Genomic DNA, 12,115 nt, shown 5'->3' with positions numbered 1-12,115 from the left:
CGGCGGGAAAACAGGCGGCCCGCCCAAAAGGGGGCAGGCCGCTGCGGTGGCGATTAGCGATAAACGATCTCGCCCTTCGGTTCGTAAGCCGCCGCATCCAGCGGCGAGTGTTTCTCGATGTACTGCTTGAGCACCTCGGCATCGATAAAGCCGGTGTTGACGTAGCTCGGCAGCCCGTCCAGCTTCGGATAGCCGTCGCCGCCCAGCGCGTTGAAGTTCAGCGTCGCCATGCGGTAGGTTTTATCCGCCTGCAGCGGCTGGCCGTTGATCTTCACCTCGCTGACGCCCTTGCCGTCCGCCACCAGGCTGACGTTGGCGAACTGGGCGTAGGCGCCGGAATCCGGCTTCATGTTGGCCACTACCGCCAGGTACTGCTCAACCTCGCTGCCTTTCATATCGACATGCACCAGGGTGTTGCCGAACGGCTGTACCTTGAGCACGTTCTTGTAGGTGATATCGCCGCTTTCAATCGAATCGCGCACCCCGCCGCCGCTCATCACCGCGAAGTCGGCGTCGGCGCGCTCCCTCTGCGCGGCCAGCATCACCCGCGCCAGGTTGGTCTGCACGAAGCGCACCTTGCTGCGATCGCCCTCCAGCTTGCCGTTAACGCTGCCGATCTTCACGCCCAACTGCGCTTTGCCCTTCTCCTGGAACGGCGTCAGCAGCTTCATCATGGTCGAATCTTCCGCAATTTGCTGGGTGTAGTACACCCGCTCGCTGGTGCCATCCGCCTTCTCAACCTTCTTCTTCAGGTTTACCGGGATCAGCTGATAATGCACCAGCTTCAGCTCGCCGTTGCGGAATTCGAAGTCGGCGCGGCCCACGTATTTGCCCCACTCGTGCGCCTGCACGATCCAGGTGCCGTTCTGGCGATCCGGCGAGCACGGCGTGCCCGGCACATAATCCACCTGTTTGCGGTTGTCGCCGGCCATACACACCGGATCCTGCGAATGGCCGCCGACGATCATGTCGAGATATCCGGTCGGCAGGCTGCGCGCCATCTCCACGTCGCCCGGCGCGTTCGAGCCGTGTTCGCCGTTGTCGTAGTGCCCCATGTGGGTGGCGGCGATAATCACGTCCGGCTTCTCGTCCTTACGCAGTTGCTCCACCACCTGCTTCGCTTCCTGCGCCGGCACGCGGAACTCCATGTCGGTGAAGTATTCCGGATTGCCAATCTTGGCGGTGTCGTCGGTCGTCAGACCGATAACGGCAATCTTGATGCCTTGCTTGTCGAACAAGGCGTAAGGCTTGAACAGGCGCTGGCCGGTGCTTTTCTGATAGATGTTGGCGGACAGCAGCGGGAAGGTTGCCCATTTTTCCTGCTGACGCAACACGCTCAGCGGGTTGTCGAATTCGTGGTTGCCGATCGCCATCGCGTCATAGCCCACCAGGTTCATGCCGCGGAAGTCCGGCTCGGCGTCCTGCAAGTCCGATTCCGGCACGCCGGTGTTGATATCACCGCCGGACAACAGCAGCAGGCTGCCGCCCTGCGCCGCCACGTCCTGACGAATGCCGTCCACCAGCGTTTTCTGCGCGCCCAGACCGTATTCGCCATGATCGTTCTGCCAGAAGTGACCGTGATGATCGTTGGTGTGCAGAATGGTAATGGCGTAGGTTTTATCCTTTTCCCAGGCACTGGCGCTCCCCGACAGCAACGTCAGGGAAACGGCCAACGCGCATGCGGTGGTTTTCAGCGAAAAACGCATGGCGGATCTCCGTGTATTCAATAGCTTTTATGATGAGGACGGAATTGTAGCGCGAATTAATGACAGCTGATTTCAAATTTTTGCGATGTGAGTCTGATTATTTCAGATATGGTAAAAATTGGGCGCCCTGCCTAAGATGTCATCTCTGTGCTCAACAACTTATCAGGCTAATAATAATATGACCGACAGTAGCCAAAGCGCGATGCCGCCCGCCAAGGGCAGTGCGGTGAAAGGCACCGCCTTCTCCATCCTCGGCGCCATCAGCGTGTCTCACCTGCTCAACGATATGATCCAGTCGCTGATCCTGGCGATTTACCCGATCCTGCAAGCCGATTTCCACCTCAGCTTCGTGCAGATCGGCATGATTACCCTGACCTATCAGCTGACGGCCTCGCTGCTGCAACCGCTGATCGGGTATTACACCGATAAACACCCGCAGCCTTACTCGTTGCCGATCGGCATGGGCTTTACCCTGTCCGGCCTGCTGCTGCTGTCGGTGGCGAGCACCTTCCCGCTGGTGCTGCTGGCGGCGGCGCTGGTGGGCACTGGCTCATCGGTGTTCCACCCGGAATCCTCGCGCGTGGCGCGCATGGCCTCCGGCGGGCGGCACGGCCTGGCGCAGTCGCTGTTCCAGGTCGGCGGCAACTTCGGCAGCTCGCTCGGCCCACTGCTGGCGGCGCTGATCATCGCGCCTTACGGCAAGGGCAACGTCGCCTGGTTCTCGCTGGCGGCGCTGCTGGCGATCGTGGTGTTGCTGCAGGTCAGCAAGTGGTATCAACATCAGCATCGGGCAACCAAAGGGCAGCCAAAAAGCCCGTCGCTGCTGAAACCGCTGCCAAAACATACCGTAGCCTACTCGATGGGCATCCTGCTGGTGCTGATTTTCTCCAAATACTTCTATCTGGCCAGCATCAGCAGCTATTACACCTTTTATCTGATACATAAGTTTGGCGTTTCGGTGCAGAACGCGCAGATTCACCTGTTCGCCTTTCTGTTCGCGGTAGCGGCAGGCACCATTATCGGCGGGCCTCTCGGCGACAAGATAGGGCGTAAATATGTTATTTGGGGCTCCATTCTCGGTGCAGCGCCGTTTACCCTTGTTTTACCCTATGCATCGCTCTATTGGACCGGCATTTTAACGGTGATCATCGGGGTTATTCTCGCCTCGGCGTTCTCCGCCATCCTGGTCTACGCACAGGAGCTGATCCCCGGTAAAGTCGGCATGGTTTCCGGCTTATTCTTCGGTTTTGCTTTCGGTATGGGCGGGTTAGGCGCGGCAGTTCTTGGTTATGTCGCCGATTTGACCAGTATCGAGCTGGTCTACCAAATCTGTGCTTTCCTGCCGCTGATCGGCATTATCACGGTGCTACTGCCCAATATGGAACATAAAGCGCAATAACCCCGCCGAACACCCGGATGAAATTATTTATTCATCCGGGTTATCCCACGGATAAACCAATGTTATTTGGCTTATCTGACACAAAATTGCCTCATTGCCGCGCCTTAAGTGAAATCCTCTGCTTTTTTACAAAAAAGGCCAAATTAGCCAAGCAAGCCGCGAACAAATGCAATAAACTAAATGTATCTTTTCGTAACTTTGTTGCGTTTCTCCCGTGCCGCGATGCATAGCCAGAAGGAGTATGGATGCATAATTCAACACCGCTCATTACCACCATCGTCGGAGGGTTAGTACTCGCCTTCCTCCTCGGCATGCTGGCGAACCGCCTGCGCATCTCCCCTCTGGTGGGGTATCTGGCCGCAGGGGTGCTCGCCGGCCCGTTCACCCCCGGTTTCGTCGCCGATACCTCACTGGCGCCGGAACTGGCGGAAATCGGCGTTATCCTGTTGATGTTCGGTGTTGGCCTGCACTTCTCTTTGAAAGACCTCCTCGCAGTAAAATCTATCGCCATTCCCGGCGCCGTGGCGCAGATAGCCGTCGCGACCCTGCTCGGCATGGGGCTGTCCAAGCTGCTCGGCTGGGATCTGATCTCCGGCCTGGTGTTCGGCCTCTGCCTCTCCACCGCCAGCACCGTGGTGCTGCTGCGCGCCCTGGAGGAACGGCAGCTGATCGACAGCCAGCGCGGGCAAATCGCCATCGGCTGGCTGATCGTCGAAGATTTGGCGATGGTGCTGACGCTGGTATTGCTGCCGGCCTTCGGCAATATGCTGGGCAACGACAACGCCAGCAGCAGCCAGCTGCTGATGGAGCTGGCGCTGACCATCGGTAAGGTCATCGCCTTCATCGCGTTGATGATCGTGGTCGGCCGCCGCCTGGTGCCGTGGATCCTGTCGAAAACCGCCAGCACCGGCTCGCGCGAGCTGTTCACCCTGGCGGTATTGGCGCTGGCGCTCGGCATCGCCTACGGCGCGGTGAAGCTGTTCGACGTCTCCTTCGCGCTGGGCGCCTTCTTCGCCGGCATGGTGCTGAACGAGTCCGAGCTGAGCCACCGCGCGGCGCACGACACCCTGCCGCTGCGCGACGCGTTTGCGGTGCTGTTCTTCGTCTCGGTCGGCATGCTGTTCGATCCGATGATCGTGATTAACGAACCGCTGGCGGTACTGGCGACGCTGGCAATCATCGTGTTCGGCAAATCCGCCGCCGCGTTCCTGTTGGTGAAAATGTTCGGTCACTCCAAGCGCACCGCGCTGACCATCTCCGCCAGCCTGGCGCAGATCGGCGAGTTCGCCTTTATTCTGGCGGGCCTCGGCATCGCGCTCGGCATGATGTCGGAACACGGGCGCAATCTGGTGCTGGCCGGCGCCATTCTGTCCATCATGCTCAACCCGCTGCTGTTCACCCTGCTGGAACGCTATCTGGCCAAGACCGAAACCATCGAAGAGCAAATCCTCGAAGAGGCGGTGGAAGAAGAGAAGCAGATCCCGGTGGACATGTGCAATCACGCGCTGGTGGTCGGCTACGGCCGCGTCGGCAGCCTGCTGGGCGGCAAACTGGCCGAGGCGGGCATTCCGCTGGTGGTGATCGAGAACTCCCGTCCGCGGGTGGAAGCGCTGCGCGAACAGGGCATCAAGACGGTGCTGGGCAACGCCGCCAATCCGGAAGTGATGGACCTGGCGCGGCTGGACTGCGCGCGCTGGCTGCTGCTGACCATCCCCAACGGCTATGAGGCCGGCGAGATCGTCGCCTCGGCGCGCGCCAAACGGCCGAACATCGAAATCATCGCCCGCGCCCACTACGACGACGAAGTGGCCTACATCACCGATCGCGGCGCTAACCAGGTGGTGATGGGCGAACGGGAGATCGCCAACAGCATGCTGAACATCCTGCAGCTGGACACCCTGAGCGAAGAAGAAAAAATGGGCGGCTGCCCGATCTGAAGCGCCACGGCGCACAAAAAAAGGTCCGGCATTGCCGGACCTTTTCTTTTTCAGCGGGTTAACGCTCCCAGTAAGACTCTTCCAGGCTGTCTTCCCGCTCCGGCAGGCCACGGGTGAGGCGCGGCGAATGCTGGTTCAACACCTGGTAGCTGACGCGGTTGGCGTATTTACACACCTGCGCCAGGGAGGAGTAAGTCAGGTAGCTACGCACGTGCTTGCTGGAATTCGGTACGTTATGGCGGTGATAGCCGTTGGCGGCGATATCGTGCAGCAACGCCGACAGCGCGCCGTCGCCGGCGCCGTTGGTGTTCATGATCCTCTCCGGCCCGCCCATATACGGCGCGATGTGCGAATAAACGCGCAGCGGATTTTCACAGTGTTCGCGGCGCATGGCGCGGCTGAACTCGTAGCGGTTGAACTCGGCGATATGCCCCGGCAGCAGCGGGTGCTGGGTCTGGCGCTTGTTGGCTTCTTCGGTGTAACCCGCCATGTACAGGCCGTTCGGCCCGGCGGTGCACAGCACCAGATCCACCCACTCCAGCGCCATGTCCGAGGCGGTCAGCGGATCGCTCAGCCCGGTCAGCTCCAGCGCTTCGTCTTCGTTCATCGCCAGAATCGTCACGTTTTCCTTCAGGAAGTCGCGCCACCACTGCGGGTTGTCGGCGATCACGTACTTGGTGCCCAGCGTCAACACCACCGGCACGTCGTGCTTTTTGGCGTATTCGATCGCCTGCAGGGTGGCGGCCTTCATCGGCTCTCCCTCCTTGCAGCGCACCAGATAAGAGCTCAGCACCAGCGCCGACGCGCCGGCGATCACCTCTTCAGGAATGCTTTCCGGGCGCAGCTGGTTCATTTGGCCTGGGTTGATGGCGAAGGTGCGCTCGCCGCTTTCACCGATCAGCGTGAAGCAGCGGCCGATGGCGCCGTCTACGCCCTGCAGATAGTTGAGATCGGTACGGCTGGAGGTATTGCACAGATAACGGTAGGCATAGCTGCCGATTTTCACGTTGCTGCACATCACGCCGAGCAGCACCGAGCGATCGTCCGCCAGCACCGAATAGTTGTGCATGGTATTGCCGATGGTGCCGCCGGCGAACTGATGGGTAACCAGGTTGTTTTCATTCAGTTCCTGATACAGCGCCTCGGCGACGTCGTCTTCGATCACCAGAGAGTGGCCCAGGCTCAGGCCGTAGCGCTGGACAAAAGCGTCGTCCACCTTCGCCTCGATATCCACCAGCGTCTGGTCGATGCCGACGATATACGAGGTGCTGATTTCACTTTCGGGCTGAGCCTGCTGCAGAAGCGGATCGCGGGCGCTCACCGGGAAATAGTGTTTGGACTTGCGTTTACCAGGAAATTTCATGTGATTGGCGGTGGTGGCGGTTTAACAAGCGGAGAATGTTAACACATTCCCGCCCGATCACGATGATTCTAATATACAGATTATGGATGATTAGAGGCGCTGCGCCACCAGCTGCTGCATCATATCGATATGCGCCGGCTCGTCGTTCAACGCCGAGATATACTCAAACTTCTCGCCGCCGGCCTTGAGGAAGATCTCGCGGTTCTGTTCTTTGATCTCTTCCAGCGTTTCCAGGCAGTCCGCCGAGAAGCCGGGGCAAATCAGCTGAATGTGCTTCACGCCCTGCGCCGGCAGCCCCTTCAGGGTCTCATCGGTGTACGGCGTCAGCCACGGCTCGCGGCCGAAGCGCGATTGGTATGTCATCATCACTCGTTCCGGCGCCAGCGGCAGCGTGGCGCTCAGCGCACGCAGCGTATCCTCGCAGCGTTGCGGGTAGTCGTCGCCCAGGCGCGCATAGCGTTTGGGAATGCCGTGGAACGACAGCAACAGCCGGTCCGGCTGGCCGTGCTCGGCGAACGAGCGCTCCACGCTTTGCTGCAGCGCGGCGATGTAGGCCGGGTGTTCGGCGTAATCGCGGATGAAGGCCACAGAAGGCAAACGGCGATAGCCTTTCAGCACCCGCGCTACGCCATCCCATACCGCCGCGCTGGTGGAACAGGAATATTGTGGATAGAGCGGCAGCACCACCAGGTTGGTCACGCCCTGAGCCAGCAGCTTGTCGATGGCTTCCGCCAGGCTCGGCGAGCCGTAGCTCATACCCAGCTCCACCGGCGTATTCGGCATGCGCGCCGCCAGCGCCCGCTGTTGGCGGCGGCTGAACACCAGCAGCGGCGAGCCCTCTTCCATCCACACCGACTGATACAGCTTCGCCACGCGCGGCGAGCGGATCGGCAAGATCGCGCCGTTGAGGATCGGCCACCAGATCAGCGGCGCCGTGTCGACCACGCGATCATCACTGAGGAATTCCTTCAGATAGCGTTTGACCGCCGACGAGGTCGGCGCATCTGGCGTGCCCAGGTTCACCAGCAATACGCCGTGTTTCTCTTGCTTCATCTCAGTTCCCCTCATTTCCTTTCCGGCCGGCATTCCGTTCTGGGTCGGGATGTCAGCAGCCATTAATGCCGGCTATTGTAACGGAAAAGTCCCGCGTCGGAACCGATAACAGCAACAGGCTATGCCTGTGGGCCTTCCCTTTGCGCCAATTGCCATACCGCCGCCACGTTGCGCGCCGTCACCTGCAGATTGCGATCGGCGTCCGCCAGCGCGTCTTCCAGCGTCACGATGCGGTCGAGCACCGAAAACGCCGCGTCGATACCGTGTTGATGCACCACCGAATAATCCGGCGTCAGGCTGCCGGCGATGGCGATCACCGGCACGCCGTGGCGCTTGGCCACCCGCGCCACGCCGATCGGCGTTTTGCCGTGGATCGACTGGCTGTCCAGCCGCCCTTCGCCGGTGATCACCAGATCGGCATCGCGCACCGCCTCATCCAGGCGCAGGGTTTCGGTGACGATCTCGATGCCCGGCCGCAAACGTGCATCAAGCATGCCGAGCAGCGCCGCCCCCATGCCGCCCGCCGCGCCCGCGCCCGGCTGGGTGAGCACCGCGCGGCCGGTTTCCCGTTCCAGCAGTTCGCCATAGTGATGCAGCGCCGCATCGAGCTGCGCCACCATCTCCGGCGTCGCCCCCTTCTGCGGCCCGAACACCGCCGAGGCGCCCTTTTCGCCGCACAGCGGATTATCGACGTCGCAGGCGGCGGTTACGCTCACCCGTTGCCAACGCGCATCCAGCCCGGCGAGATCGAGATGCGCCAGCTGCGCCAGCGCCGCCCCGCCCACCGGCAGCGATCGGCGCTCCTTATCCAGCAACTTCACGCCCAGCGCCTGCATCATCCCGGCGCCGCCGTCGTTGGTGGCACTGCCGCCGATGCCGAGAATGATCGCCTTCACGCCGCGCTCCAGCGCCGCCAGCATCAGTTCGCCGGTGCCGTAACTGGTGGTGATGCGCGGATCGCGCCGGCCGGGCGGCGCCAGGTGCAGCCCGGAAGCGGCGGCCATTTCAATCACTGCTGTTGCGCCGTCGCCCAGCAGGCCATAGAACCCCTGCACCGGCTCCCCCAGCGGCCCGGTGACCGTCACCTGAACGATTTCACCGCCGGTGGCCGCCACCATCGACTCCACCGTGCCTTCGCCGCCGTCCGCCATCGGCAGCTTCACATAGTGCGCCTGCGGGTAAATTTGGCGGAATCCCCGCTCGATGGCGTCGGCAACGCCGAGCGCGCTCAGGCTCTCCTTGAAAGAATCCGGGGCAATAACCACTTTTTTCAGCGTTTTCATCACTGTTCCTTATCCCGCCAGGTTAAATACGCCAAACATCAGCGCCGAGATTGCCGCGATGGTGAATCCCACCAGCGTTTCATACGGCAACAGCTTCAGCCGCTCGTGCACCGCCATATTGACGCTGCCGCCGGTAGCGTGGAAGAAGCTGCCGTGCGGCAGGTGATCCAGCACCGTGGCGCCCGCATGGATCATCGCCGCACCGGCCAGCCCGCTCACGCCCAGCTCGAGCAGCGTAGAGCTGAACACCCCGGAAGCCACGGCGGTGCCGGCGGTGGTCGATGCGGTCGCCATCGACATCAGCGCGCCGGACAGCGGCGCCAGCAGCCAGGCCGGCAGCCCGGTGTGCGTTAAGCCGTTAATCAAGACATCCTTCAGCGCCGAGTTGGCGATAATGCCCGCCAGCGTGCCGGTGCCGAGCAGCATGATCGCTACCGGTGCCATGCGCGACAGGCCGGAAACCATAAACTGATTGCATTGGCGGATGCGCCCCATCAGCAGCGCGCCCGCCAACCCGCCGGCCGGCAGCGCGATCAGCGGATCGACGGCGATACCGGCGATCGGCCGCAGCGACAGCAGCAGGATCGCCACCAGCGGCGCGCTGATCGCCGCAGCGAAGCCCGGCCGCGCCCCTTCGGCATGCTGAGTCAGCTCTTCGGCCATCACTTTGCTGCCTTTATCGCTCAGGCGACGCGCCAGCAGATAGGCCACCACCAGGCCGCACAGCCCCGGCACGATGCCGGCCATCATCACCGAGGTGAGCGGCACGTGGAAGTTGTCCGCCGCCGCGATGGTGTTCGGGTTAGGCGACATCACGTTGCCGGCCTTGCCGCCGCCGATCATCGCCAGCAGGATCGCCGCGCGCGAAATGCCGGCCTTCTGGGCGATCGATAGCGCGATCGGCGCGACGGTGATCACCGCCACGTCGATAAATACCCCCACCGCCGTCAGGATCAGTGTAGCCACCGCCAGCGCCAGCAGCGCGCGGGTTTCACCCACCTTGCGCACAATGGTTTCGGCGATGGTGTGCGCCGCGCCGGATTCGATCAGCACCCCGGCCAGCACCCCCGCCGCCAGAATGCGCATCACGGCGTTGGTGATGCCCTGCGCCCCGCCGATCATCAGCGTTACGGTCTGCACCAGATCGGCACCGCCGCACAGTCCGCCCGCCAGCGCGCCGGCAATCATGCCGTAAGCCGGTGGCACCTTGCGTAAAATCAGGACGATGGCGACGGCTAACGCCACCAGCGCTCCCAGAGTGGATACGGTTGTCATTGTTGTTTTCTCCGTGGTTGATGTGCAGGCCAACATATCCCGCGCGCCCGGCGTTAGCCTGAGGGGAAACAACAAAAAATCGCCGAAGGAACGGCATGGAATTTGTGGGTTGGCACAACTCAGTCGTGCATCAACATACCGATATACAACCGCAGAGCGTCGGTTAATTGATTGATTTTCATGCCGGTTATCGCTTCGATGCGCTGCAGGCGATAGCGCAGGGTATTGACGTGGATATGCAGCTGCGCGGCGGTCTGTGTCTGATCACAATTCTGCGAAAAATAGTGGCGCAGCGTGCCGCGCAGCACGCCTTTTTCGTCCTGTTCGCCCAGCGTCCGCCAGGGGCGCCCCAGCTCCTGCGCGCGCCAGTCCTCCCCCAGATCGCACAGCAGCGACGGCAGCGGATAGTCGTGGTAGAACAGCGTGGCGTGGCGCAGTTTCAGGCGCTGCGCCATCGCCTGGGTGGCGCGCGCCGTCAGGCTGGAACGGTAGGCGCTTTGCGGATCGTCATAAAAACCGCCGACGATCAAGCGCACCCGAAAGCGGTGTTTGAGCTGGTTTTGCAAACGCTGGGCCTGTTGGCGCTCCAGCTTCAGGCTCCATTCGCCCTGCGCCATACAGGCCGGGCGCAGCAGGGTCATTTCATTGAAGCCGGTAATGGCGATCAACGCGTCGCGCTGGGTGGCTTCCAGCTCCGCCAGCAACTCGCGCAGCAGGTGCGGCTGCGCCTCTTGCAGCTCGACGATCCACACGATGCGCGCCTGGCGCAGTTCCAATCCCAGGTACGCCGCCATCGCCGCCAGCGACGCAGTGTTCGGCTGCGGTTGCAGCAGCTGATTCGCCAGCTCTTCCCGATAGCGTTTTTCCCACTGGTGCTGATCCAGCAGCGCCGCCTGCTCTACCATCATCTCCGCCGCCATCTTCACCAGCTCGGCGTAGGCACGCACCTCGGCCGGTTCACCGGAGATGCCGATCACCCCCACCCGCTGGTTGCGAAAGCTGAACGGCAGGTTGATGCCGGGCCGCACGCCCTTCAGGTGTTCGGCGGTGACGCGGTCGATTTCCACCACCCGGTTCTCCGCCAGCGCCAGCACCGCGCCTTCGTGGCGCTGGAACAGGCGCTGCGGGTTGCCGGAGGCGATGATCACACCGTTGCTGTCCATCACGTTGACGGAATGGCTGATGATGCCCATCGCACGCTGGACGATCTGGCGCGCGGTGGCTTCCGCCAGAAGATTGGTCTGTCTGAACATGCCCGCTCCCTGCTGAGGGTGAAAACGCAGCCCTGTTATACGCCATTTGGCGTAAGCGATTAACGGGCACGGCCGCAACAAGCTGCCGCGATCACAATTTGGCGGGAAAACGGCAAAAAAAAACGCCGGGCCACGGGCCCGGCGTCATGCACAATGCGCTTGCGATCAACCGAGGATGGTCGCCAGCTCTGCGCTCACTTCGGCGACCTTGCGGGTGCCGTCGATTTTGCGGTATTGGGTGTTGCCCGCTGCCGCTTCTTTGCTGTAGTAAGAGATCAGCGGCGCGGTCATCTGATGGTATTCCACCAGGCGCTTGCGCACGGTCTCTTCCTGATCGTCCTTGCGCGTGGTCAGCTCTTCGCCGGTCACGTCGTCTTTACCTTCCACCTGCGGCGGATTGAACTTCACGTGGTATACGCGGCCGGACGGCGCGTGCACGCGGCGGCCAACGATGCGGTCAACGATCAGCTCGTCCGGCACGTCGAACTCCAGCACGAAGTCCACGTTGATGCCGGCTTCTTTCATCGCGTCAGCCTGCGGAATGGTGCGTGGGAAACCGTCCAACAGGAAGCCCTTGCGGCAATCTTCCTGAGCGATGCGCTCTTTGACCAGCGCGATCACCAGCTCATCGGTCACCAGCTTGCCGGCGTCCATGATCTCTTTCGCCTGCTTGCCCAGTTCACTGCCGGCCTTCACGGCTGCGCGCAACATATCACCGGTGGAGATTTGCGGAATGCCGTATTTCTCCATGATGAATTGAGCCTGAGTACCTTTACCAGCGCCCGGAGCGCCCAGCAGAATGATACGCATTGCGTAAATCCCCTTGCTATGTAGTTTTTATAAAAT

9 protein-coding genes are annotated in these 12,115 nt (G+C 61.7%); 2 read left to right on the top strand and 7 right to left on the bottom strand.

The features are described from left to right. Positions 1–53: 53 nt before the first annotated feature. Positions 54–1,706 (bottom strand): bifunctional UDP-sugar hydrolase/5'-nucleotidase UshA, encoded by a 1,653-nt coding sequence (gene ushA, locus C9411_RS13085; RefSeq protein WP_107227196.1) that lies wholly within the window; start codon positions 1,704–1,706, stop codon positions 54–56. 178 nt (positions 1,707–1,884) lie between these two features. Here ushA and C9411_RS13080 point away from each other — a divergent pair, with 178 nt between their 5' ends. Continuing rightward, entirely contained in the window at positions 1,885–3,105 is a 1,221-nt protein-coding gene (locus C9411_RS13080) for an MFS transporter (protein ID WP_107227195.1), read from the top strand. Between the two features lie 245 nt (positions 3,106–3,350). After that, on the top strand, positions 3,351–5,042 hold the full coding sequence (gene ybaL / locus C9411_RS13075) for a YbaL family putative K(+) efflux transporter (RefSeq protein WP_004940247.1): 1,692 nt from the start codon (positions 3,351–3,353) through the stop codon (positions 5,040–5,042). Positions 5,043–5,100: 58 nt separating this feature from the next. Here ybaL and C9411_RS13070 read toward each other — a convergent pair whose 3' ends face one another. The 6 genes from C9411_RS13070 to adk all read right to left on the bottom strand — a co-directional run bounded on the left by C9411_RS13070 (position 5,101) and on the right by adk (position 12,079). Next, positions 5,101–6,405 carry an inosine/guanosine kinase gene (locus C9411_RS13070; RefSeq protein ID WP_025301797.1) on the bottom strand — a complete coding sequence of 435 codons (1,305 nt, stop codon included), beginning with the start codon at positions 6,403–6,405 and terminating at the stop codon, positions 5,101–5,103. A gap of 90 nt (positions 6,406–6,495) precedes the next feature. Then, positions 6,496–7,458: a ferrochelatase gene (gene hemH / locus C9411_RS13065; protein ID WP_107227194.1), complete on the bottom strand. Its 963-nt coding sequence runs from the start codon at positions 7,456–7,458 to the stop codon at positions 6,496–6,498. 119 nt (positions 7,459–7,577) lie between these two features. Further along, positions 7,578–8,741, bottom strand: a complete 1,164-nt coding sequence (locus C9411_RS13060; RefSeq protein WP_107227193.1) for a glycerate kinase — start codon at positions 8,739–8,741, stop codon at positions 7,578–7,580. Positions 8,742–8,750: 9 nt separating this feature from the next. Then, entirely contained in the window at positions 8,751–10,016 is a 1,266-nt protein-coding gene (locus tag C9411_RS13055) for a GntP family permease (protein WP_015376868.1), read from the bottom strand. Positions 10,017–10,135: 119 nt separating this feature from the next. Further along, positions 10,136–11,269, bottom strand: coding sequence for a sugar diacid recognition domain-containing protein (locus C9411_RS13050; protein ID WP_063990993.1), 1,134 nt, complete (start codon positions 11,267–11,269; stop codon positions 10,136–10,138). A gap of 165 nt (positions 11,270–11,434) precedes the next feature. Beyond that, a complete protein-coding gene (adk, locus tag C9411_RS13045) occupies positions 11,435–12,079 on the bottom strand; it encodes an adenylate kinase (protein ID WP_004940261.1) in 645 nt (214 codons plus the stop codon). Positions 12,080–12,115: the final 36 nt, after the last annotated feature.

This window comes from Serratia sp. Nf2 (assembly GCF_003028435.1).
In the GTDB taxonomy this organism is placed as follows: Bacteria; Pseudomonadota; Gammaproteobacteria; order Enterobacterales; family Enterobacteriaceae; genus Serratia; species Serratia marcescens_L.
This window is presented reverse-complemented; position numbering and strand designations above follow the sequence as displayed.

What these genes read in the sequence shown, in the direction of transcription:
- ushA (WP_107227196.1), bottom strand. Translation starts at nt 1,706, where the DNA reads ATGCGTTTTTCGCTGAAAACCACCGCATGCGCGTTGGCCGTTTCCCTG.
- C9411_RS13070 (WP_025301797.1), bottom strand. Translation starts at nt 6,405, where the DNA reads ATGAAATTTCCTGGTAAACGCAAGTCCAAACACTATTTCCCGGTGAGC.
- hemH (WP_107227194.1), bottom strand. Translation starts at nt 7,458, where the DNA reads ATGAAGCAAGAGAAACACGGCGTATTGCTGGTGAACCTGGGCACGCCA.
- ybaL (WP_004940247.1), top strand. Translation starts at nt 3,351, where the DNA reads ATGCATAATTCAACACCGCTCATTACCACCATCGTCGGAGGGTTAGTA.
- C9411_RS13055 (WP_015376868.1), bottom strand. Translation starts at nt 10,016, where the DNA reads ATGACAACCGTATCCACTCTGGGAGCGCTGGTGGCGTTAGCCGTCGCC.
- adk (WP_004940261.1), bottom strand. Translation starts at nt 12,079, where the DNA reads ATGCGTATCATTCTGCTGGGCGCTCCGGGCGCTGGTAAAGGTACTCAG.
- C9411_RS13080 (WP_107227195.1), top strand. Translation starts at nt 1,885, where the DNA reads ATGACCGACAGTAGCCAAAGCGCGATGCCGCCCGCCAAGGGCAGTGCG.
- C9411_RS13060 (WP_107227193.1), bottom strand. Translation starts at nt 8,741, where the DNA reads ATGAAAACGCTGAAAAAAGTGGTTATTGCCCCGGATTCTTTCAAGGAG.
- C9411_RS13050 (WP_063990993.1), bottom strand. Translation starts at nt 11,269, where the DNA reads ATGTTCAGACAGACCAATCTTCTGGCGGAAGCCACCGCGCGCCAGATC.